Consider the following 23,995-nt stretch of genomic DNA (forward strand, 5'->3'; position numbering starts at 1 on the left):
TAAATTCAAAAAAATAACCACTGCTATTTCTTATCCGTAAAAATGATCCCCCTTTCGAAAAAAATATTTGAAATATCTGTTAATTACAATAAGATAATAGCATTTTTCTCCTGGAATATAGGTTCACAAAACCGTTATCTTTCCTTAAAAATCAGACAATCTTCCTTGCAAGGCGAGAGGAATAGCACGATTGCTTGGATGTTCGGAGAAAGGTTTTTGACGATTCAGAGATCGCTGCGCTAAGAAATCGATACAAGCTAGGCGATGCATAAAAAAGCATCTGTATCCGCATCCTACAATTGGACTATATTGGGATTGAAGGGGGTGCAGATACGTAATGAGCAAGAATAATCAAGGCCTTAGCAAGCATGAAGTACAGTCAACTCCGCTGAATAAAATGCCGGTTCCCGATAAGGAAAGAGAAGAGTTTGCTAAAGAAATGGTCGAAGACGCAAAGGCTGCGTTTGGTCAGGAGCAAGCTGAAAATGAAGAATAATATGGGCTGAATTTGTACTATAAGGGGTGTCTTGACGGTTGAGAGCCGAGAGGCACCCTTGTTGTTGGTATTTAACTTTTGGGAAGAACAAAACTACACTGATAGAATAACTAGATGAACTTATGATTCGAGTGGTATTATCCTTATATGTCGGCTATTCAGTATCATCTACGAAAGCCGTCTATACGTATTACATAGGGGAGATTTTTTTCATGGAGATTACAATTGATGTACTCGAAAATATTCAGGATGCGCCCTGCGAATTATTACTTCTTGCTGATCCTTCCGAGGAGAAAGTGAAGGAGTATTTAAACAGGGGCCAATGTTACATTGCCACGAACGAACTCAAAACCATAGGTGTGCTTGTATTGTTAAGGACACGTCCAGGGACGATGGAAATTGTGAATATCGCTGTAAGTGAGGATGTTCAGGGGAAAGGAATCGGCAAGAAGCTAGTCTCGTATGCGATCGACAAAGCGAAGGAACAACACGTAACAACCCTTGAAATCGGCACAGGAAACTCAAGCTTGGCTCAATTGGGATTGTATCAGAAATGCGGATTTAGAATTACCGGAGTGGATCGCGATTTCTTTGTCAGACATTATGATGAAGAGATCATTGAGAATGGAATACTATGCAGGGACATGATCCGGCTAAGTCTGGATGTAGGTACACCAAGCGATAGGTAACAACAAGAAAAAGGAGAAACCCGGGTCAAAATGACGGATGGGTTTCTCCTTTCTCGCAGGCAGCTGTTTCAAGAGCCGGTTAATTTACTTTCGTAAACCACCATTTCTGGGCATCCGTACCGTTGTCGGTCCATTGCTGAACCGGAGCGCCGTCCGCCGTCGATGAGCTGGCAACATCCATGACCAGGCCGCTGGCCTTGGAAACCAGCTTATAATAGCCGCCGCCGGCATCGACAAGCCTCCATCTTTGGGCATTGGTTCCGTTGTCGTTCCATTGCTGCAGCTGCACGCCGCTCGCAGTGCTGGAGCTCGGCACGTCCAGCACCTTGCCGCTGTGCATGGCCGTCAGCTTATAATACCCGTCTCCAGTGCTTTCGACTTTGAAGCGCTGATTGCTGGCGCTGTAGTTTGTCCACTGCTGCATTTTGGCTCCGTCCGCCGTGGAGACGTCTACGACGTCCAGCACTTTGCCGCTCGCTTTAGAGGTCAGTGTATAAATGCCGCCGCTAACAATGTTCGGCGCATCCGTAGCCTGGTATACCCGAACATAGTCGACCAGCATCTGCGCCGGAAAAGGCGTTGACGCATTTGGGCTTCCGGGCCAATTGCCGCCCACGGCAAGATTTAGCAGCAGGAAGAACGGCTTCTGGAATTCCTCCGTGTTGCCGGTTCCATTGCCGATATAAAACTCGTTATACTGGATGCCGTCTACAAACCAGCGGATGTAGTTGGAATCCCACTCTACGCTATAGGTATGATACTGGGAGAAGTCAAGATTTCCCGATGTCCGTCCATACTCCGCGTGGCCGTTTGCATCCCAATGCACTGTACCGTTGACGAATGAGTTGTTATTGACACGTTCCATGATATCGATTTCACCGGATGCGGGCCAGCCAACCGAGGTAATGTTGCTGCCCAGCATCCAAAATGCCGGCCATAGCCCCTGCCCGGAAGGAAGCTTGATTCTTGCTTCGATCTTTCCAAAGGTGAAGCTCTTTAAACCTTGTGTTTTGATTCGGGCAGAGGTGTAATTCATGCCGCCGTAAGATTCCTTCTGGGCAGTAATGACCAGATTGCCTCCCGTCACCTGTAGATTCTGCGGACGGCTAGTATAATACTGAAGTTCATTATTGCCCCAGCCTCCGCTGCCGGTGCCGATTTCAGCGGTCCAGTTGGCGGTATTCAAGGAGGAGCCGTTAAACTCGTCGCTCCATACTAAATTCCAGTTGGTTGCAGCGCTAGTATTCCCGGCAGGTACGAAAGAAATCAGAAGAGTAAGCAGCAGAAAAAGGGATAAAGCTTTACCGCGTTTCAACATGATTTTTCGCTCCTTAATATAAGGTGAGTTGCATCATTCTTTACACGCTGCGCTTGCGTGCACAGAAAGCTAAACCGGTTTCGATTAATATAATGATAACGCTATCATTTCTTTCATTATAAGAGAAGAATATGGTTTTTTCAACTAAATTTTATATTTTTTACAAATAAAGAACGTATAAAATTGTTTCTTCTCTATCGTCGTTAGGTGAGTAAATGTATAATCTTTCTAAGGAGAAATTTTCCTAGCGATTATAACTAAGGGTGAAGTCCATGACGTTAATCTATAAGTCCGAGGAGATTACGGTACGCGAACTGGAAAAATCGGATGAGCTGACCCTGGTCTCTTGGTTATCTAATCCTAGCTTGCTTCAATATTATGAAGGGAGAGACCGACCGCATAATCTGGAGATGGTTCGGGATTCTTACTACGTTGAAGATGAGGAGAATAGATGTATTATTGAATACAAGGGAAGGCCCATCGGTTATATCCAGTTCTATCTTCTCGATGAAGCATCAAGAAAGGAGTATGGATATTCTCAAAAAAACGAAAAGATTTATGGAATGGATCAATTCATCGGCGAAATCGATTATTGGAATAAAGGCATTGGCAAAAAGCTTGTCAAATCCATGCTTGGCTATTTAGTTCATCACGAAGAAGCGGATAGAATCGTCATGGATCCGCAGGCTTGGAATATGCGGGCGATCGCATGCTATGAAAAATGCGGATTTAAGAAAGTAAAACTGCTGCAACAACATGAGAAGCATGAGGGACAATGGAGAGATTGCTGGCTCATCGAATATTCTCCAAATCAATCTGAGTAGTTTTTAAAAAGAAGGGGCGTTATGAGGCGAAAAAACCTACGCATTATAATCATTGTATTATTTATAATTTTGCTGTTATTTTACATCGGAAATCAAAACGGTTATTCGATTGGAGAAAACCAAGCGCTTAGGAAATCATTTCCGTTTGTTGCTGGAGAGGTCGCGTATCAGAGCAAATACGGCAATAAAAAAATAGTAATATGGAAAACGGAAAACATGAGTTACGTAAAATTACTGAACACCAAGCTGGGAGTGCTTCATCATGTATCGAATATTTCCGAGTTACATGCAAGGGAGCCGAATGATGCATTAAAACGTACATGGTCTGCCCAGTTGAAGTCAAATAAGAAGTATGCAACCACTTTTGCCGTTGAAGCGTTAGATCCAAAGATAAAAGAAGTAATTGTTAGCAATGATAATATAGATGGCATCTTCTTAAATGATATTAATGAAATTGAAAGAGTATCCACGGTTTTTGTTGAAATTCCGGTAGAAAATGGCTTTGCTGCCGCCTACCTTGAATTGAACAGTAGTGATGTAGGGGATTTCGTTTTCAGAGGACTAGATAAAGACGGGAATATAATCACTGCCGGAAGATAAATATTAGCGCTCATTTTAGGTGGAAAAAATATTAAAGAGTATGGGGATGAAAATATGCTTAACTCCTATGGACAATTATGTACAGAGGTTTATGAATTGAGCAAACCTGTCGGTTTCACATTTGGAGATATTGAATACTATTCCGAGCGATTGAAAGGGATTACCGGCAAAATTTTAGAGGTGGCCTGCGGCTCGGGACGAGTTCTCATTCCATTGCTCCAGACTGGACTAAAGGTGGAAGGGGTAGACAACTCCGGCTCAATGCTGGAATCATGCAGAAAGAAATGCCGAGAGTTAGGGATTGATCCGAGGTTGTTTGAAGGTGATATGAGTCGGTTTCATTTAGATGATGCTTATGAAGCGATCATTATTCCCGGGGGTTCCTTACAATTAATCGAGAAAAGAGAAGACCTGATCAATGCCTTGAAGTGCTATTATGATCACTTAGCCGACGGGGGTGTCTTTATGGCCGATATTTCTCTGCAAACCGATTTTGATACGAACGTAGTGAAGACACGCCTATGGGAAACCGACAATAATGAAACGATCACCTTAGAGGAAAAACAAATCGAAGTCAATTTTATCGAACAGAGAACGGTGTCTCTCTTGAAGTATGAGAAGTGGAAGGATGGCGAGTTGATCCAATCGGAACTACAACGTTTTCCTTTGTCCTGGTATGGTCTGCAAGAGTTTAGCTTGCTTCTAGCGCAGGCAGGCTTTAGTGAAATTATAGTATCTGGAAATTATGAATATGGTGCTGCTCCCCAAAAAGCGGATCAAATGATTACATATGAGGCGAGAAAGAGAGTTTAGATTAGTCTTGATCTGACGGCAGTGAATAACTTATCTTGACAATTTGGAAAATCTAATTATAATCGTGATTTCTCTTTTGCAGTCTGATCAGCTCCTTTAGAATGAAGTTAGGTGTTTATTAGACTCATAAGGAGTGTATCCATGAAATTCTCGATTCGCGAAATACAAATTCCCGATGATTATCCTCAAATCGCTAATATATTAAATTGGGTGCTGTCTGAAAAGACGAGCGCGGATATACTAGCTGAGGAAGATGCTAAAATTCCAGCCAAAGGCCTGCTTCATAAGACTGAGAATGGATTGTTGGCGGGCTTTGATCGTTACCGGATCGTAGCGGTCGATGAGGAGGATCGCATCATAGGATATGGCATATCCTGGAGAGCCCCCTGGACAGCCGTGGGCGAGCTCAATCATAGTCTGGTCGTGGAACCGGGCTGCCGCAACCAGGGCATAGGCCATCAGCTTTACGTAACCTTGGAGAAATGGGCACAGACCTATGGCGCCAGCAAGTTGAATTATGAAGTAAGTGACGATGAAGAGAATTCCATAGCTTTCGCGAGAAAACATGGATATAAGGTCGAAAGACACACCTTCGAATCCGTCTTGGACTTAGCGAGCTTTGATAAAAGCCTGCTGCATTCTATTTCTGCAACGTTTGCGATTGTCCCCCTCTCAGAAATGAAAGAGCCGGATAAAGAGGAAAAACTGTATGAATTATATAGAGAAACTTCTTTTGATATACCGGGTTTCGCAGGAGATTTTTTTGATTTCACCGAGTGGAAGAAGTGGACTCTCGATTTACCTGGCTCTAAACCGGAGTACGTATTGATAGCGGTGGATCAGAATAAATATGTGGGTGTCGCCCATCTGCTGTTCCACGAAACTACGCAAAGCATGTATCATGAATATACCGGAGTAAGAAAAGCATATAGAGGGCAAGGCTTGGGTCTAACATTAAAACTCAGCTGCATAGAGCTCGCTTTGAAGCTGAATGCAGTATATATGCGCACCAACAACGATTCTCTTAATGCTCCGATGTTGAAGATTAATCGCGATCTTTTAGGATTCTCAGCTGTACCTGGGGATTATAAAATGGTAAAAAAGTTATCCTCTTGAAGCAAGCTCCACCCGCAAGCACACGGAAGTTATACCCCTTAAGCCTTTGTTCATATGCATCCATTCACCTTACTGTATTTCTAGCCGACCAGATTAAATCCGGTCGTATGGCTTGAGTAAAGGTGAATGGGTGTATTTTTTTGTTATCTCCATTCATATCGAACAGATCTTCTATTGCTTCCGCTGGCAGTCTTTGGTTAGAATAGAGCTATATGAGAGTGAGAATCATTTTCAATTAGGTGATAATTCCTTTTATGATGAGGAGGGGAATTTTATGCTTTCAGATGATCCATATGCAGCAGATCAATTCTCCGCCGGAGATGAGCGGAAGCCGAAGAAAGAGCTGTCTGAAATCAAGCAGTACGTGGAAGAGCACTTTCATGAGCCGCTTTCCATCGGGCAATTGGCTGAGATGGCGAATATTAGCCCGAAGTATTTTGTCGATCTCTTCAAAAAAAACTTTGGGCAGAGTGCCATGAAATATTTATCTGAGCTGCGGATCAATGAAGCTAAGCGCTATTTGCTCTCTGCTGGAGAGCAGCTGCGGCTGCGGGATATTGCGTTGAAAGTAGGCTATAGCGATGAATTTTATTTTAGCCGGAAATTTAAAAAAGAGGTTGGCGTGTCTCCTTCCGACTATATCAAGAAAGCGAGGCAGCGCATTGCCGCATGTTCTCCCGAGATTATTGGCTTGCTGCTGGCCCTGGATATCGTTCCGGTGGCAGCCCCGCTAGACCCGAAATGGACAGCTTATTATTATAATGCCTATCGCACGACCATTGCGGCTCCTCTACAGTTGCCCGATCCTTACAATCCACGCATATTTGAAGCAAACCTGGAGAAGCTGGCAGGACTTCGACCTGATGCGATTATTGGAACGGAGCAGCTGGAGAGAAGCGAGCAGGATCGGTTGAGCAGCATAGCGGCCACATGTTTCGTCCCGGTAGAGCACTGCGGGTGGAGGGAGCAGCTTCGCGTGCTTGCGCGGTTTTTGGAGAGGGAGGCAAAGGCAGAGGAGTGGATCATGCATCATGAAAGGAAAGTCAAAGCCGCGAGAACCGAGATCGAAAGAACGTTAGGCCGGGACAAAATTATGGTGCTGCGCATTTACGGAGATCACATTCATACGTATTGGAATCGCGGGATTGATGAGGTACTCTATGAGGATTTAAAAATACAGCCAGCCGGCCCAGCCCGGTCACCGAGCAATCCGCTTACGCTTGAGCAGCTGGCGGAGATTGATCCGGAACGGTTGTTAGTGGTTGTATGTGCCGAGGCGGCATCCCGAACCTACTGGCTGTCCCTGCAGCATTCCGCCGAATGGCGGCAATTGCAGGCTGTAAAGAACGGTCAATTGCATCCGATTCCATCCGATCCCTGGTTTGAATATTCAGCGGTTGCCGTTAGCCGGATGCTGGATGAGGCGCTGCTCATGTTTACTGGAAAATGTCCAAATGGTTTGCAGGATGCTGTCCATGGTGCTACCTAGGGAACATGATCTATAATCGTTCTCAATGAGAATCATTATCAAATGAGAGGGGCAACGATGTTGAAAGTTACCGGTTGGAGAGGATCAAGTTTTAAAAAACATGTTTCATTTTTGCTATGCATTGCACTTGCGGGGAGCATGCTTACTGCATGCGGCACGGAATCAGCAAAGAATCCGTCTGAGCAGCAGCCGACCAGCGAGACGGTGGCCGAGGCTTCCATATCCGAGGAGAACGGTCAGCAAGCAGCAAGCGGCGAGCGAACGATCAAGGATGACCTCGGCCACGAGATTCAGCTGCCGGAACAGCCTCAGCGCGTCTTTGCGCCTTATTTGGAGGACTCGCTGCTTAAGCTTGGAGTCAAGCCGGTAGCACAGTGGTCGAACGGAAACCTGGGACATGATTATTTGCAGGGAGAACTGGGGGACGTACCGAAGCTTGATTTTTCCGGCGGGCCACCGTCTTCGGAGGTGCTGCTGTCATACAATCCTGACCTGATTATTCTGCATACGGCCAACTATGCCGGCGACGGCGTATATGAGAACTACTCCAAAATCGCGCCAACCTATGTATTCAATAATGCAGCAGGCGACGTCGAGAAATCGCTTGAGATTTTGGGAGAGCTCTTAGGGAAGACCGAGGAAGCAAAGCAAGCGCTGGAGTCATACCAACAGAAGGCGAACGAGGCCAAGGCAGCTATCGAGAAGAACGCACCTGGCAAAAAAGTAGCGATCATCCGCTTTGCCAGTAAAGGCGTGAGCTTGATGGGCGGCAATTATTTTTGTGGTTATGTTGTCAATCAGCATTTGGGTGTAGAAATGTCCAAGCTTACGGAGAACGAGAACAGCTTGAATTTATCGCTCGAAATCCTGCCGGAATTGGATGCGGACTATATCTTCGTCATCAATGCCTACGGACAAGGCACGGAACGCATGAAGGAGATGACGGAAAGCACCATCTGGAAGAGCATTCCTGCCGTGCAGCAAGGACATGTGCACGAAGTCAGCGATGAGTACTGGCTGGGGAGCGGCCTGATCGCCTACGAGAAAATCATCGACGATACGGTCAAGCTGATGGCTGAATAACAGAATGAAGGTGGATCAAGAGGAAATGGCCAACGGAAACAAGATGATCATTCCGGGTGCAGAAGAGTGGATTATGCAATCCCGCAGAGAGAACCGCAAGTATCGAATCATGGTGAGCTCGCCTTCCGAGCCGCCTCCGCCTGCAGGGTATCCGGTATTTTACGTGCTTGATGCCAATTCGGTATTCGGCACGATGGCCGAGACTGCACGCCTGCAAGGCAGCTGCCCGCATAATACGGGGGTATTTCCGGCGATTATCGTGGGAATCGGTTATGAAACCGAGGAGCTGTTCCCGAAGGAACGCTATTACGATTACACCCCGGCGACAAGCCCTGACTATCACCATAGACCCGACGGTACCCCTCTGCCAAAGCAGGGGGGAGCGGCTGCCTTTTTGCAATATATCGAAGAAGAGCTGAAGCCGGAGATAGAAGCAAAGTATCGGATCGATCGGGGAAAGCAGACGATTTTTGGCCATTCGCTCGGCGGACTGTTTACCTTGTACACGTTGTTCACGAGGCCGGAGGCCTTCGCCTGCTATATTGCAGGAAGTCCATCCTTCCATTGGAACAAAACCATAATGGGAGAAGCGGAAGAAATGTTTGTGAACCGCCTGCAGAAGGAAGCTCTGAATATTAGAATCCTGCTTGGCGTCGGAGAATTGGAGCGTCATCACATTTCCCAGAACAGCAAGAATGCGCGAAGGCTTGCCGAGCGTTTGTCCATGTTCGTGGATTCCGGGGTGTCAGCCAGCTTTAAAGAGTTTGAAGGCGAAGGACATGTGACGGTGCTGCCCGCTTTAATCAGCCGGGCTTTGCAGTTTGCTTTTCGTTCCTGAGAATTGCGAATGGTAAGTGTATGACAGCGAACAGATATAGAGAAACGAGTGAGAGAGCGGCTAGAATCTTGTTTAATCACAGAGAGAAAGGAGGAGTGGTGAGGTGGAGTATGCGGGGATCAATGGAAAGGTTGCCTTAGTGACCGGAGCCGCCCAAGGAATCGGCGAGGCCGTTGCAAGGGCCTTGGCGAGTGCTGGAGCGATCGTCGCTGCCCTCGATTTGAATGGGGAAGCAATGGACGGCCTTGCGGCTGAGCTCCGTGCCCAAGGCTGCGAGGTCTCGGCTTTTGTAACCGACGTTGCCGACAGCCAGGCTGTTGAGGCGGCCGTCGAACAGGTGGAGAGGGAACTTGGCCCGATCGAAATTCTGGTTAACGTAGCCGGCTTACTCCGAATGGGAAGCGTTGAAGCCCTCCGGGACGAGGACTGGGCAGCCGCTTTTGCGGTTAATGCAAACGGGGTATTCTACGTGTCCCGCTCCGTCGTTAAACGCATGGCTGCCCGTAAATCCGGGTCGATCGTGACGGTGGGCTCCAATGCGGCACGGATACCGCGCATGCAAATGGCGGCCTACAACGCCTCCAAAGCTGCGGCGGTCATGTTCACCAAATGCCTGGGCCTGGAGCAGGCATCCAACCGTATCCGCTGCAATATTGTATCGCCGGGATCCACGGATACGGCGATGCAGCGGATGCTTTGGAACGACTCGAATGGGGCCCGGTCGGTTGTTGCTGGATCGCCTGAAGCGTTCCGGTTGGGCATACCGCTGGGCAGGATAGCAGAGCCTTCGGACATCGCCGATGCGGTCATGTTTCTCGCCTCTGACCGGGCGCGGCAAATCACGATGCTCGATCTATGCATTGACGGAGGGGCGACATTGGGAGTCTAACCACTTGAAAGGGGATGTTAAGAAGAAATGGTAAACAATGGAGCTGTATATGTGAAAACGGCGGCACAACTTCTCGAGGAATACGAATCGGGATTGTGTTTCTTTTTATCCTCACCAAGACGTACCTTACTTGCAAAGGGCGAGTGGGCGAGACTGCGGATCGACCTGGGGGACGGCTCTCCGGAAGCTTTATCAGGGCGCATCCAAGAACTGCTAGCGGCTTCCGGTCGCTTCGGCGGTGAACCGATTGTCGTTGGCGCGATTCCATTTGACCTGGCGAAGCCGGCTGAGCTCGTCGTGCCACTGTCCACGCAATGGGCGGGGCCTTTGAGCTTTGGCGGATCGGAGCGAAGCGAGGAGTACGGGGGGAACGGGCAGCCTGCATCCGAGCCGGAGTATGAAATTAGCATGCATCCAGATCCCGAGTATTATAAGAACATTGTGAACACAGTACTGAAACGCCTGAAGCAGAACGAGCTGCAAAAAGTCGTACTGTCCAGAACGCTGGAATTGACCTCAACCGATGCTGTGGACACTCACTGCCTGCTGCGCAATTTAGCCCGCTGCAATAAGCATGGCTATACGTTCGCGGTCAATTTGGGCGGCGGGGAAGCCGCATCGTCCTGGAAGGAGGACGAATTCGAGCCGGCAGCAGCGGAAGCTCGGACATTAATTGGAGCCAGTCCGGAACTGCTCATCACCAAAACGGGGCTCCAAATCCGGGCAAACCCGTTGGCAGGCTCTGCACCACGCAGCGATGATCCCATCGAGGATGAACGCAGAGCAGCTGCATTGCTTGCTTCGGCCAAGGATCGGTTCGAGCATAAGCTCGTTGTGGACGATGTAGAAGCTGCGCTTCGTCCCTACTGCAAAAGCTTAGACGTACCCGCAGAACCGTCCCTAGTGCAAACCCAGACCATGTGGCATCTGTCAACGGACATTTATGGGGAGCTTGCCGATTCAGCGACCAACGTGCTTGACCTCGCGCTCTCTTTGCACCCGACGCCGGCTATATGCGGAACGCCTACGGAACTGGCTCGTGAAGCTATTCGCGAAATAGAGCCTTTTGAACGGGGCTTCTTCACGGGCATGGTAGGCTGGTGTGATGCCAAAGGGGACGGAGAATGGATCGTTACCATACGCTGTGCAGTGGTGGAGGGAAGAAGGCTTCGCCTCTATGCAGGCGCAGGAGTCGTCGCGGATTCAAGCGCTGAGGCAGAGCTGGCGGAGACGGCCGCGAAGTTTCGAACTTTGCTGCTGGCTATGGGTCTAAATGACCTGCAGCTGGCTGCTGGAGAGAAGGAGGGAACTTGATGTTGGAAGGATGTTCTGCTTGGCCGGAGGAATTTACTGAACGGTATCGCAGGGAGGGCTGCTGGCGCGGCGAGACCTTTGGAGCGATGCTGCGGGAACGTGCGAAGGCTCATGGCGACCGGATTGCGATTATCAGCGGTGAACGCCGGATCAGTTATGCCGAGCTGGATGCCCGGACAGACCGTTTGGCAGAAGGATTGCTGAGAATTGGAATTGAGCCTAAAGATCGAGTCGTTGTTCAACTGCCTAATGTGATCGAATTTTTTGAAGTGATTTTCGCGTTATTTCGGATTGGTGCATTACCCGTATTCGCCTTACCTCTGCATCGAAGGCATGAGATTTCCTATATATCCGAGTTTTCCGAAGCGAAAGCTTATATTATAGCGGATCGGGAAGCGGGCTTCGACTACCGCGAGTTGGCGAGGGAAGTCATCCAAGAGGTTCCTACGCTGCGCCATGTTCTGGTGATCGGTGAACCGGAGGAGTTCGCTGCTCTGGAGGGGCTGTATATGGAGCCTGAGGAAGGCTATGTAGCTAACGCACGTAATGAAAATAAAGAGGCTAAATCTTCAGACGTCCCCAGTCAGCTCATAGCTTCTATGCTTATAAGCCATGAACAAGCCGATGAAGCAGGCAGCAGCTTTGCCAAGCCGAACCCGGAGGACATCGCTTTTCTCCAACTGTCGGGAGGGACAACCGGATTGCCAAAGCTGATACCGCGCACGCATGATGACTATATTTACTCCCTGCGCCTTAGCGCAGAAATTTGCGGACTGGACGAAAATAGCGTCTATCTGGCCGTACTCCCTGTCGCGCATAATTATCCGCTAAGCTCGCCGGGCGTGCTCGGGACGTTATATGCCGGAGGTCGCGTCGTACTTGCAAGGGGAGCCAGCCCCGATGAGGCCTTCCCTTTGATGATTCGCGAGCGGGTAACCATTACCGCGCTAGTGCCGCCGCTTGCTCTAGTATGGCTCGATGCGGCTGCCAGGCTCAGGCCCAGCTTCCCTGATCTGCAGGTTTTGCAGGTCGGCGGCGCGAAATTCAGCGCGGAGGCGGCCGCGCGCGTGAAGCCGATATTAGGCTGCCAGCTGCAGCAGGTATTCGGGATGGCTGAGGGGCTCGTCAATTATACGAGGCTAGATGATCCGGACGAGATCATTGTGAACACCCAGGGGCGGCCGATGTCGCCTTGGGATGAAGTACGCATCGTCGATGATGAGGATGTCGAGGTAAAGCCGGGCGAGGTCGGTCATCTGCTTACCCGGGGCCCGTATACGATTCGCGGCTACTACAAGGCGGAGGAGCATAATGCCAAAGCCTTTACGAGCGACGGGTTCTACCGCACAGGGGATCTTGTACGAATCGATGCAGCCGGCTATCTCGTCGTCGAGGGACGCGACAAGGATCAGATTAACCGCGGGGGAGAGAAAATCGCTGCCGAGGAGGTAGAGAACCATCTGCTCGCTTACCCCGGGGTGCATGATGCGGCTGTTGTCGCCATGCCAGACGAGTATTTGGGCGAGGGCACCTGCGCTTTCATTATTCCGCAGCCGGCGGCTAATTTGCCGCTGTCGGGCGCACAGATTAAGGCATTTTTGCGGGAACGGGGCTTGGCCTCTTACAAAATTCCCGATCGCATTGTATTCATGGACTCATTTCCGAAAACAAAGGTAGGCAAGGTCAGCAAAAAAACGCTGCGCGAGCTTATTGCTGATAAGCAGCGGTGTTGAACGGAACGGATTCATTCATATCAAATTTCGGGTGTTTAAAAATAACCGTCGAAAGGATGATTAACATGGGTATTCCTGCAATCTTTCCTTATTCCATGCCTGTCGAAGCCGAGCTTCCCGCAAATAAGGTAGCTTGGCAGCCAGAGCCGCAGCGTGCGGTACTGCTCATTCATGATATGCAAAATTACTTCCTGAAGGCATATAACACTACGGAATCGCCTGTCGTAGAGCTCTTCACCAATATCTCCAGGCTGCGCAATCAATGCGCTAAGCTGGGGATTCCTGTTGTTTACTCGGCGCAAATCGGGGGACAGAGCCCCGAAGAGCGGGGGCTTTTGCAGGATTTTTGGGGGCCAGGGATGGAAGCGGATCCGTTCCAGTCGCAAATCGCGGCTGAGGTAGCTCCGGGCGAACAGGATCTCGTCATGACCAAATGGCGGTATAGCGCGTTTCAAAAAACGAATCTGCTGCAAGTCATCCAAGAGCATGGGCGCAATCAGCTGATCGTTAGCGGCATCTACGCGCATATCGGTTGTCTTCTAACTTCCTGCGAAGCCTTCATGCAGGACATACAGCCGTTCTTTGTCGCCGATGCGGTCGCGGATTTTTCACTGGAAAAGCATAAGCTGGCTTTGACCTACGCTTCAGAGCGCTGTGCGGTCACACTGACGACGCGGCAGCTGCTAGCTGCGCTGGGGGAGGGATCCCCAGCGGGGCAGCCGAGCGGTTCGTCCGCTGGCAAGCCAAGCCTAGCTTCAACTGAGCAGCTAGGCCCGCTCGCGGCTAATGAAGAAATCGCTGCTTCATCTGCCGAGGCTCCATGCCCATGGTCATATGAGCATTTGCGCCAGCAGGTGGCCGACTTATTGCAGGAAGCGGCCGAATCGATTGGCGGGCAGGATGACTTGATCGCTTACTGGGGACTTGATTCGATCCGCATCATGAGCCTGGCTGAACAGTTCAGCCGCAGAGGAATGGAGATCAATTTCGCGGAGCTGGCTGAGCGGCCGACGTTGGAGGAATGGTGGATGCTTCTATCCGCTCGCATGTCGCCCTCCATTCCGAACGTAGACTATTTTTCGGTGAGAAAAGAGGTGTAAGCATGCCTGTTCACACGGAGGTTCATCTTCCTCTGACGGGGGCGCAATCAGGGATTTGGTTCGCCCAGCAGCTTGACCCGGATAACCCCATTTATAATACGGGCGAGTACATTGAAATTCATGGCCCGATCCAATACGAGCTTTTCGAGCAAGCATTGAGGCTGGCCGTGACGGAGGCGGAGGCTCTGCACCTGCGCTTCGGAGAGGATCAGGACGGCCCATGGCAGAGAATGGCGGATGCTTCCGAGACCGATTGGAATCTTAACTTTTTGGATGTCAGCGGGGAAGAGCATCCGCACGCTATCGCTCAAGCTTGGATGAAGCAGGACATGGCCGTGCCGGTCGATTTGAGGCAGGGGCCGCTGTTCCGGCAGGCTCTGCTGCAGATAGCACCAGACTGCTTCTATTGGTATCAAAAAATCCATCATATCGCGATTGACGGGTTCGGATTCTCGCTGCTTGCCAGAAGAGTCGCCCAAATCTATACCGCCCTAGCCCGGGATGAGGCATTGGGGCGAAGCTTCGATTCCTGGCAGGCCGTACTGAAGGAGGACGCGGATTATCGCTCTACCCGGCAGGAGGAGCAGGATCGCAAGTTCTGGCTGGCGCGTTTTGCCGATCATCCCGATGTCATAGGCCTGAGTGACCGGGTGCAGCGAACGGCGAACACCTTCCTGCGCCAATCCTCCCAGCTTGCCCCGAGCAGCATGACTGCGCTGCATACGGCCGCGCAGTCCGCTGGAGGGAGCTGGGCGGAGATGGTCATTGCGGCGATGGCCGTGTATGTGCACCGGGCGACCGGGGCTGCGGATGTCATTCTGGGCCTGCCGATGATGTGCCGCCTTGGTTCCGCTTCCCTGCGTGTACCGGGGATGGTCATGAACTTGGTGCCGCTCCGCTTGACGGTGCACAAGGCTGTGAGTCCGCTGGAGGTGGTGTCGCAGGTGTCGCAGGAGCTGAGATTCGCAAGGCGGCATCAGAAGTATCGGCACCAGGACTTGCGGCGCGAGCTCAAATTGCTGGGCGAGCAGCATCGTCTGTTCGGCCCGATCTTGAACATCATGCCGTTCGACGAGGAACTGAGCTTTGACGGGGCTCGCGGCACAGTTCACAATCTGTCGGCCGGCCCGGTGGACGATATGCTGATTCACGTTCGTCATCAGACTGGAGCCGGAGGCTTGCGAATCGATTGGGATGGAAACCCGGATATTTATACTCCAGGCGAGCTGGAAGGTCATCAACGGCGTTTCCTTCAGCTGCTGGAGCAATTTGCGGCTGCAGATCTGGAGCGTCCGATCACGGAAATGGATTGGCTGCCGGCCGAGGAACGCCGGCAGGTGCTGGAGGGCTGGAACCAAACGGCCCGAGAAGTTCCCTATACTAGTCCGGCAGAGCTGTTCGAGGAGCGGGCTGCTGCAGCTCCTGAGGCTCTTGCGGTTGTATGCCAGGACATCTCGCTTAGCTATGCTGAACTGAACGCTCAGGCGAATCAGCTCGCTCATTTCCTGATCGAACAGGGAGTTGGCCCCGAGGATATCGTAGCTCTGGCCCTGTCCCGTTCGGCCTGGATGGTTGCAGCGATTCTGGCGGTGCATAAGGCGGGAGCGGCCTACTTGCCGCTGGATCCGGATTATCCGGCGGAACGAATCGCGTATATGCTCGGCGATGCCCAGCCGACCTATGTTCTGACCGATCAAGTGAGCGCCGAGTGCTTGCCAGACTCCTGCGAGCTGCTGGGACTGGTTCTTGATGCGCCTGGAACCCGAGCTAAGCTGGAGCAGTACCCTACCCACAATGTGAGTAAAACTGAGCGCAAAGATCCCTCAGTACGTACAGAACGATTGTCGCCGCTTCATCCCGCCTATGTCCTTTATACCTCAGGCTCGACGGGCCAGCCGAAAGGGGTCATGGTCACCTACGGCAGCCTGGCCAATCTGATCGTGGATATGCGTGGCCGGTTTCCGTTAAGTGAACGGGATCGCCTGTTGTCCGTGACGACGATCGCTTTTGATATATCCGTCCTGGAGGTCTATTTGCCGCTGACGACGGGGGCTTGCATGGACATCGCTTTGAAGGAGACGGTTCTAGACTCCTCTGCACTTGCTATACGGATCAGGGAGCAGAAGATTACGCTGCTGCAAGCCACGCCGACCTTATTCCAGGAGCTGGTGTCCAGCCGGCCGGAGCCTTTCGAAGGCTTGTCCATTATTTCGGGTGGCGAGGCACTTCCAGCGGGGCTCAAGCTTGGTCTGCAAGCGCTGGGCTGTCAGGTGAACAACCAGTATGGCCCGACGGAAACGACGATTTATTCAACAGCCGGACGGCTGGATGAAGGAACAGAGAAGCCAACGATCGGCGGGCCGGTACAAAATACGCAGCTGTATGTGCTGGATGAGGTGCTGCAGCCCGTTCCGCCCGGTGTGGCGGGTGAGCTGTATATTGCCGGGGAGGGCCTGGCTCGCGGGTACTTGGGACGGTCGGCGATGACGGCGGAGCGCTTCGTCGCTAATCCATACGGATCAGCCGGCTCGCGAATGTACCGCACCGGCGATCTTGTGCGCTGGCTGGCCGACGGCTCGCTGGACTATATCGGCCGTGCCGACCATCAAATCAAGATCCGCGGCGTCCGCATCGAGCTCGGCGAAATCACGTCCGTGTTTTCCCGGCATCCTGCCATTGAGCAGGTCACGGTGATGGCTAGGGAGGATCGGCCCGGAGAGAAGCGCCTGGCCGCTTATATGGTACTTGCTTCTCCAGGCGCTGTTGACTCGTCGGAGCTGCGCCGTTATGCTGCTGAGCATCTGCCCGATTATATGATTCCTTCGGCATTCGTGGAGCTCTCCGAAATGCCGCTTACGCCGAATCGGAAGATTGACCACAAGGCGCTGCCCGCACCGGCCGACCTGCTTTATTCACGCGGACGCGAACCGCGGACACCGCAGGAGGAGCTGCTGTGCCAATTGTTTGCGGAGGTGCTGGGCCGGGCGCGCGTCGGCATAGATGACGACTTTTTTGAAATGGGGGGTCATTCGCTGCTTGCGGGCAGGCTGACTGCCCGGATTCGCGATGTCTTTGGCGCTGAAATAGGTATCCGTGATTTATTCGGAAATCCGACGGTGGCCGGTTTAATCAAGCATTTGAATCATGCGCAGCATGCCCGGCCTCCGATCCGCTCCGTAGAGCGCCCGGAACGGATTCCCTTATCTTTTGCCCAGCAGCGCTTATGGTTTCTGTACCGGATGGAGGGGCCGAACCCGACCTATAACATTCCATGGACGGCCCGAATTAACGGCATATTGCAGGTTGAAGCCTTGGAACAAGCGCTTGGCGATGTGGTGGAACGGCACGAGTCTTTGCGGACTGTTTTTCCTGATGTGATGGGCCTGCCGCAGCAGCGGATTTTGGAGGCTGAACAGTCCAGGCCGCGACTAGTTGTTTCGTCGGTTCCTGAGGCTGAGCTGCAGGACAGGATGGCAGAAAGCGTCAGCTACAGCTTCGAATTATCCTCGGAGCCATCTTTCCGCGCGCATCTGTTCATTCTCGGCCCGCAGAAGTATGTGCTGCTCCTGCTGCTTCATCATATTGCCGGCGATGGCTGGTCGCTGATCCCCTTGGGCCGCGATTTGTCCGCCGCTTATGCCGCCCGGTGCCGGGGGGAGCGGCCGTCCTGGTCACCGCTGCCCGTACAGTATGCCGATTATGTGCTGTGGCAGGAGCAATTGCTCGGGGTCGAAAGCGACTCGGGTAGTCTCTATGCGAGTCAGTTGAAGTTTTGGAAGGAAGCGCTGCAAAGGCTGCCGGATCAATTGGAGCTGCCTGCCGACCACGCCAGACCGACGCACTCCAGCTACAGTGGAGGCGTAATTCCATTTGAGATCGGCGAGGAGCTGCATGCCCGGCTGCTGAAGGCGGCGAGAGACAATAAGGCGAGCTTGTTTATGGTGCTGCACGCAGCACTGGCTGCATTGCTTTCCCGCCTGGGCGCAGGCGACGACATCCCGATCGGAAGCCCGATTGCCGGGCGCAATGATGACGCGCTTAGCGGGCTTGTAGGCATGTTCATCAATACGCTCGTGCTGCGAGCCGATACTTCGGGCAACCCGACCTTCTCCGAACTGATTGCCAGAGTCCGGGAAGCGGATCTTGCGGCTTACGAGCATCAGGATCTTCCGTTTGAACGGCTGGTCGAGGTGCTGAATCCGGTACGTTCCAGAGCAAGGCATCCGTTGTTCCAAATTATGCTCGTCCTGCAGAATACGCCGGAAGCGCCGCTGGAGCTTCCGGAGGCGACCGCGACTTTGCACTTGGTGAACTCCAGCACGGCAAAATTTGACCTTACCGTAGAGCTCAACGAGCGGCGCAGCGCGGATGGTACGCCTGGCGGGCTGAGCGGGCTGTTGGAGTACAGCAAGGATTTATATGAACAGCAAACGGCAGAAGCGTTTGCCTATCGTTTTATACGGGTGCTCGAAGCGTTGGCTGAGAAGCCTGAACAGCCCATTGGCAGGGCAGATATTCTTACCCCGGCGGAGCGCCAAGCCTTCTTGATGGAAACGGCGTGGTCGCGCGAAGAAACCCGAAAACCAACTCGCGAGACAACCTACGTAGAGTCCCAGCAGCTGATCAGCCTGTTTGAGTTGTTTGAAGCGCAGGCCGTCAAGCATTCTGAGGCTGTGGCCGTAGTATGCGAAGGCCGTGCGTTAAGCTACGGACAGTTGAACAGCGAGGCAAACCGGCTTGCGCACATGCTGATTGCAGGCGGTGTGGGAGCCGGCCAAATGGTAGCACTGGCTCTGCCGCGCTCTCTGGAGCTGGTCGTGAGCTTGCTGGCGGTATTGAAAACCGGTGCGGCTTATCTTCCGCTCGATCCCGATTACCCGGAAGACAGACTGGAATGGATGGTCGAGGATGCCAAGCCGGTCTATATGATTACGAATACGCAGGCAGCTGCCCAGATGCCCGACACGCTTCGGCTTCCGAAGATTGTCCTTGATGAACCAGAGACGGAGGAACGGTTAAGCACTTACTGCGCACTGAATCCAAGCGAGCATGAGCGCAGAGGCGTCGTCAGTCCGCTAAGCCCGGCCTACATGATTTATACCTCGGGTTCGACGGGCAAGCCCAAGGGCGTCATCATCCCGCATCGCAATGTGATTCGCCTGTTCACTGCGACGGATTCGTGGTTCCGTTTCGGGGCTGAAGACGTCTGGACGCTGTTTCATTCCTATGCCTTTGATTTCTCCGTATGGGAAATCTGGGGCGCACTGCTGAACGGCGGCCGTCTCGTGGTCGTGCCGCATGAAATCAGCAGATCGCCAGCGCAATTTCTACAGCTATTGGTGCAGGAACAGGTTACGGTCCTTAACCAGACGCCATCGGCATTTTATGCCTTCATGCAGGCGGATCGGGATCATGCCGAGATAGGGCGATCACTCGCCCTGCGTTATGTGATTTTCGGTGGCGAAGCCCTGGAGCTTGGCCGCCTGAACGATTGGTATGAGCGTCATCCTGATGATGCGCCTAAGCTGATCAATATGTATGGCATCACGGAAACTACCGTGCACGTCAGCTATCTTGAGCTGGACAAGGAAAGTGCAGCTCAGGCAGGAAGCAGCCTGATCGGCCGCCCGATCCCTGATCTTCGGGTCTACGTGCTGGATACCTTCTTGCAGCCCGTCCCGCCGGGTGTCATCGGAGAGATGTATGTGGCGGGCGAAGGATTGGCTCAGGGGTATTGGGGCAGACCGGATTTGACGTCCGAGCGCTTCGTCGCCGATCCGTACGGCCCGCCGGGCACCCGTATGTATCGAACCGGGGATCTGGCCAAACGATTGGCAAATGGCGCGCTCGACTATTTGGGCCGCGGCGATCAACAGGTCAAAATTCGGGGCTTCCGCATCGAGCTGGGAGAGATCGAGGCGGTGCTGGCCGGCTATCCCGGCGTAGAGCAGGCGGCGGTCATCGCCCGGGAGGATCAGCCGGGAGACAAACGTCTGGCCGCCTATATCGTGCCTGGCTCGGAAGCGGAGATCATGCCGGCTGAGCTGCGCCGCCATGCGGCTTCCCTCCTGCCGGAGTATATGGTGCCGGCGGCGATGATTCAACTGAATGCGCTGCCGCTTACCCCGAACGGCAAGCTGGACCGCAAGGCGCTGCCCGCGCCTGAATTTACCCTCTCGCCGGATGGCCGAGGGCCGCGCACCCCGCAGGAGGAAGTGCTCTGCGACTTGTTCGCTGAAGTGCTTGGCTTGCCGCGGGTCAGCATCGATGACGGATTCTTTGAGCTTGGCGGCCATTCGCTGCTGGCAGTGCGGTTAATGAGCCGGATTCGCGAAACGATGGGCAGGGAGCTTGGCATCGGCCTGCTCTTCGAGGCTCCGACCGTGGCAGGACTTGCAGAAAAGCTGTACTCGGATCAGAGCCAAAGCGCGCTCCAGGTATTGCTGCCGCTCCGTACGGAGGGCAAGGAAATCCCGCTGTTTTGCGTGCATCCCGCAGGAGGGCTGAGCTGGTGTTATGCGGGGCTCATGAAGCATCTCGGCATGGATTACCCGATCTATGGCCTGCAGGCACGAGGTATTGCTGAAGCCGAGCAGTATCCTAGAACGCTGGAGGAAATGACGGATGATTACATTGCGCAGCTTCGCACGGTTCAGCCGAAGGGGCCGTACCGGCTGCTGGGCTGGTCATTTGGAGGAAATGTAGCGCAGGCAATGGCGGTACAGCTGCAGCGCGAGGGTGAGGAAGTGGCATTTTTGGCGATGCTGGATGCTTTTCCAAGTCATTATTTGCCGCTGCGCGGTGAAGCCAGCGAAGACGAAGCCTTAATTGCCCTGCTGGCTCTAGGCGGGTATGATCCCGACTCAATTAAAGACGGCCCGCTGGATATTGCTAGAGCTATCGAGATTTTACGCAGTGACGGCAGCGCTCTCGCCAGTCTGGATGAGGAAATTATTTTAAATTTGAAAAATACGTATGAGAATTCGGTGCGTCTGTTGAGCGCCTTCGTCCCGGAGAAATTCGAGGGAGATCTTCTGTTCTTTCATTCGACGATCATTCCGGAATGGTTCGATCCGATTGAACCGGAGATGTGGGCTCCCTATATCGGGGGACAGATTGAAAGGCATGATATCGCTTGTCGTCATAAGGATCTTTGCCAGCCGGGACCGCTCGCGGAGATCGGAGAGGTTTTGTTAGCCAAATTGCAAGCAGCCGAGGGATCGGCAGCTAGCAGAAATGAGGTGGAATGAGAAGTGGGAAATCCATTTGAACAAGCAGACGGCATATATTTGGTATTGGTGAACGGAGAGGGGCAGCATTCCCTTTGGCCCGCATTCATTCCAGTACCGGCAGGCTGGAGGGTCGTTCTGAACGAGAATACGAGGGAGGCATGCCTAGAATATATCGAATCGAAATGGAGGGATATGCGTCCCCTCTCTTTACAAAACGCAGTGCCCCAAATGCAGTAGAAATGATAAACGTCGGTAATAGAATAGAAGAAAAGCGTTGCTTTAGCGTACAGACGGTTGCCTGATGTTGGCAATCGCTTGCAAAGCCTCCAGGGTCGCGGAATGTGATGCTTGGAGGCTTTGTTTTTTTGGAATGACTAAAGCAATTATTCAGTCTTCGATGCTAAAGTGGAATTACAAATGAGCAAAATATAGTGTACCAATACCAATTAAAGGATTATACTATTCATTTAAGGTAGAAAGGGGAGGAGTACGCTATGCTTGTTCAACCATTTAAATCGTATATTCATCAATTATTTGGTCAACTGCTTATTGACTTTAAAGAAGATATTGAGTATGGATTTCATCATTTTTCAGATAAGAAATATACAAGAATAGGTTATGCGACAAATATGACTCCTGAGATCATTTTGCAGGCTGCCGAGAAGAACATCGATTTAATCATCACGCACCATGATGCATGGGATTTTGTTTATGGAATGAAGGAACGATGCCTGGAGCTGTTAGAAGAAAACAAAATAGCTCATTTCTATATCCATTTGCCGCTCGATTATGCTGAATTCGGGACGTGCAGTTCATTGCTAAGGCTGTTGGGAGCCCGTCATATCGTTCAGCAATCCCGGCATTTGGACGGGGAGAGCTCGATAGGGATTGGAGAGCTGGAGTCTCCCAGATCGATGGATCGCTTGGTTGAGGATATGACTCAATTGCTGGGCGAGCGCGTATTTTTTCAGAGGAATCATCACAGGGAAATTCAAAGAATAGGGATGTTGACCGGAGCAGGCCATGGAACAAATCAACTGAGAGAGGCGCTGCAAAGCCGCTGTGATGTTTACATTACAGGCGAAAAAACATTGTATACCGTTCAATACGCTAAATTCATACATATGAACCTCATCGTGGGGAGTCACACGTTTACGGAAATCTATGGAGTTCAGTCCTTAGCCCGGAAGCTTCAGGAGAAGTTCAAGGATATCGAGATATTGCAGCTGTCCGAAGAGCATAATGAAGTCGTTTCATAAAAAATGAAAATCACCGTTACAAAGGGATGTGTTGTTAGTGGAGACAAATGTACAGCAAACGGAGGATCAACCAACAAGTATAAATCATCAGCCTTCAGGCGTGTCTGGACTCGGGGGATGGCTGGTTTTAGTTCAAATTGGATTAATTTTGACGATATTACTGGCATTAATACAATTACCGGAGTTTTATTTTACCGTGTTCGACAGCGAAAATTGGAATGTGTTTACCTCCAGGGAATCCGAATATTACCATCCTCTCTGGGGGCCGACATTTATAATTGAAACAGTGTTCAGTACCTTGCTTCTCGGGTTTACGGTATTTACTTTATATATGTTTTATCGGAAAAAATCCATACTGCCTCGCCTAATGATTATTTTATATAGCGCCAATTTATTTTTTTGGGTCGTGGATCTAATACTGCTATACCAAATTCCTTTAGCCAGAGAAGTGGAGGATGGCAGCTCGATCAGAGAACTGTTTCAATCTATCATTTCATGTGCCATTTGGATTCCTTATTTTCTAAATTCAAAGCGCGTGAAGAATACGTTTGTTAAGTAAAATTATAAAATTTAGATGGAGAAGATGATGAAGAAAACCATTTTGTTTTTATCAAGTATTATTGTGATCTCTAATGCCTTATGGCTGTATCTGTATTTGAACAAAGACGCTGAGGATATAGCAAATTCGGATGTGAGTCTATATACGCTCCATGGGTCGGGAGAAGCCTGGGAGGTTCACGATTATAAAATCATAATTACCCCGGACAAAATTTTAAGAGGCCATGCTTCTTTAAATTACAAAGGAGATCCTGCGGATCTTAGTCAAAGTACTTTTTTCGAATATAAGTTTTATGAAAATAATAACCGGGGCGAGAAGGAAGTCGTTTACGCCAATGAATTTCACTCCTATAACGGGGTGGTGTCGATTTTGGATAATGTCAAGGATACTGGATCATTAACCGGGCCTTATTCGGATGGTGAATTAGAGAAAGACAAATCGAACTATGACAGCACTTCGTTAGAGATTACGTGGAATGACAAGGAAGGACAACGGCAGACGGAGGTCATTCAGCTTGACATTGAAAAAGAGATGATGATCAAAGCTGATGAATAGGTATACGGAGCAAGAGATGCTAACCTAACGAGTCTCACATAGGTAAAATCCCCACACCGAAAGCGTAAGTCTCATTCTCAAACGAGGC

Annotated in this window: 19 protein-coding genes; 18 read left to right on the top strand and 1 reads right to left on the bottom strand. The window is 51.3% G+C overall.

Annotated elements, in window-relative coordinates; translation table 11 throughout:
- Window positions 1-337: 337 nt before the first annotated feature.
- Window positions 338-496, top strand: coding sequence for a hypothetical protein (locus ACE3MQ_RS06200; RefSeq protein WP_379391682.1), 159 nt, complete (start codon window positions 338-340; stop codon window positions 494-496).
- Window positions 497-708: 212 nt separating this feature from the next.
- Window positions 709-1,185 (top strand): GNAT family N-acetyltransferase, encoded by a 477-nt coding sequence (locus ACE3MQ_RS06205; RefSeq protein ID WP_379391684.1) that lies wholly within the window; start codon window positions 709-711, stop codon window positions 1,183-1,185.
- A gap of 79 nt (window positions 1,186-1,264) precedes the next feature.
- On the opposite strand, the gene ACE3MQ_RS06210 is transcribed toward ACE3MQ_RS06205, so the two are convergent.
- On the bottom strand, window positions 1,265-2,503 hold the full coding sequence (locus ACE3MQ_RS06210) for an RICIN domain-containing protein (protein ID WP_379391686.1): 1,239 nt from the start codon (window positions 2,501-2,503) through the stop codon (window positions 1,265-1,267).
- A gap of 272 nt (window positions 2,504-2,775) precedes the next feature.
- Here ACE3MQ_RS06210 and ACE3MQ_RS06215 point away from each other — a divergent pair, with 272 nt between their 5' ends.
- The 16 genes from ACE3MQ_RS06215 to ACE3MQ_RS06290 all read left to right on the top strand — a co-directional run bounded on the left by ACE3MQ_RS06215 (window position 2,776) and on the right by ACE3MQ_RS06290 (window position 23,907).
- Window positions 2,776-3,327: a GNAT family N-acetyltransferase gene (locus ACE3MQ_RS06215; RefSeq protein ID WP_379391688.1), complete on the top strand. Its 552-nt coding sequence runs from the start codon at window positions 2,776-2,778 to the stop codon at window positions 3,325-3,327.
- A gap of 21 nt (window positions 3,328-3,348) precedes the next feature.
- Window positions 3,349-3,927, top strand: coding sequence for a hypothetical protein (locus ACE3MQ_RS06220; protein WP_379391690.1), 579 nt, complete (start codon window positions 3,349-3,351; stop codon window positions 3,925-3,927).
- A 54-nt stretch (window positions 3,928-3,981) separates the two neighbouring features.
- Window positions 3,982-4,740 (top strand): class I SAM-dependent methyltransferase, encoded by a 759-nt coding sequence (locus ACE3MQ_RS06225; RefSeq protein ID WP_379391692.1) that lies wholly within the window; start codon window positions 3,982-3,984, stop codon window positions 4,738-4,740.
- Window positions 4,741-4,881: 141 nt separating this feature from the next.
- Window positions 4,882-5,856 carry a GNAT family N-acetyltransferase gene (locus ACE3MQ_RS06230; RefSeq protein WP_379391694.1) on the top strand — a complete coding sequence of 325 codons (975 nt, stop codon included), beginning with the start codon at window positions 4,882-4,884 and terminating at the stop codon, window positions 5,854-5,856.
- Window positions 5,857-6,130: 274 nt separating this feature from the next.
- Entirely contained in the window at window positions 6,131-7,345 is a 1,215-nt protein-coding gene (locus ACE3MQ_RS06235) for an AraC family transcriptional regulator (protein WP_379391696.1), read from the top strand.
- A 57-nt stretch (window positions 7,346-7,402) separates the two neighbouring features.
- Window positions 7,403-8,428, top strand: coding sequence for an ABC transporter substrate-binding protein (locus ACE3MQ_RS06240; RefSeq protein ID WP_379391699.1), 1,026 nt, complete (start codon window positions 7,403-7,405; stop codon window positions 8,426-8,428).
- Between the two features lie 25 nt (window positions 8,429-8,453).
- Window positions 8,454-9,266 carry an alpha/beta hydrolase gene (locus tag ACE3MQ_RS06245; protein WP_379391701.1) on the top strand — a complete coding sequence of 271 codons (813 nt, stop codon included), beginning with the start codon at window positions 8,454-8,456 and terminating at the stop codon, window positions 9,264-9,266.
- Between the two features lie 103 nt (window positions 9,267-9,369).
- Window positions 9,370-10,155, top strand: a complete 786-nt coding sequence (locus ACE3MQ_RS06250) for a 2,3-dihydro-2,3-dihydroxybenzoate dehydrogenase (protein WP_379391703.1) — start codon at window positions 9,370-9,372, stop codon at window positions 10,153-10,155.
- A 27-nt stretch (window positions 10,156-10,182) separates the two neighbouring features.
- Window positions 10,183-11,469 carry an isochorismate synthase DhbC gene (gene dhbC, locus ACE3MQ_RS06255; protein WP_379391705.1) on the top strand — a complete coding sequence of 429 codons (1,287 nt, stop codon included), beginning with the start codon at window positions 10,183-10,185 and terminating at the stop codon, window positions 11,467-11,469.
- On the top strand, window positions 11,469-13,202 hold the full coding sequence (locus ACE3MQ_RS06260) for a (2,3-dihydroxybenzoyl)adenylate synthase (protein WP_379391707.1): 1,734 nt from the start codon (window positions 11,469-11,471) through the stop codon (window positions 13,200-13,202). The genes dhbC and ACE3MQ_RS06260 overlap by 1 nt, the downstream gene beginning before the upstream one ends.
- Before the next feature lie 65 nt (window positions 13,203-13,267).
- Complete coding sequence (locus ACE3MQ_RS06265) at window positions 13,268-14,302, top strand: isochorismatase family protein (RefSeq protein WP_379391709.1); 1,035 nt, start codon at window positions 13,268-13,270, stop codon at window positions 14,300-14,302.
- A 2-nt stretch (window positions 14,303-14,304) separates the two neighbouring features.
- On the top strand, window positions 14,305-21,552 hold the full coding sequence (locus tag ACE3MQ_RS06270) for an amino acid adenylation domain-containing protein (protein ID WP_379391711.1): 7,248 nt from the start codon (window positions 14,305-14,307) through the stop codon (window positions 21,550-21,552).
- Between the two features lie 3 nt (window positions 21,553-21,555).
- Window positions 21,556-21,771: an MbtH family protein gene (locus ACE3MQ_RS06275; protein ID WP_379391713.1), complete on the top strand. Its 216-nt coding sequence runs from the start codon at window positions 21,556-21,558 to the stop codon at window positions 21,769-21,771.
- A 257-nt stretch (window positions 21,772-22,028) separates the two neighbouring features.
- The gene (locus ACE3MQ_RS06280; protein ID WP_379391715.1) at window positions 22,029-22,793 is read left to right on the top strand and encodes a Nif3-like dinuclear metal center hexameric protein; all 765 of its coding nucleotides are present in this window, start codon (window positions 22,029-22,031) and stop codon (window positions 22,791-22,793) included.
- A 37-nt stretch (window positions 22,794-22,830) separates the two neighbouring features.
- The gene (locus ACE3MQ_RS06285) at window positions 22,831-23,352 is read left to right on the top strand and encodes a DUF2569 domain-containing protein (RefSeq protein ID WP_379391717.1); all 522 of its coding nucleotides are present in this window, start codon (window positions 22,831-22,833) and stop codon (window positions 23,350-23,352) included.
- Window positions 23,353-23,379: 27 nt separating this feature from the next.
- Entirely contained in the window at window positions 23,380-23,907 is a 528-nt protein-coding gene (locus ACE3MQ_RS06290) for a hypothetical protein (RefSeq protein ID WP_379391719.1), read from the top strand.
- Window positions 23,908-23,995: the final 88 nt, after the last annotated feature.

Origin of the sequence: Paenibacillus lentus (assembly GCF_042714055.1) — a bacterium.
GTDB classification, from domain to species: Bacteria; Bacillota; Bacilli; order Paenibacillales; family Paenibacillaceae; genus Fontibacillus; species Fontibacillus lentus_A.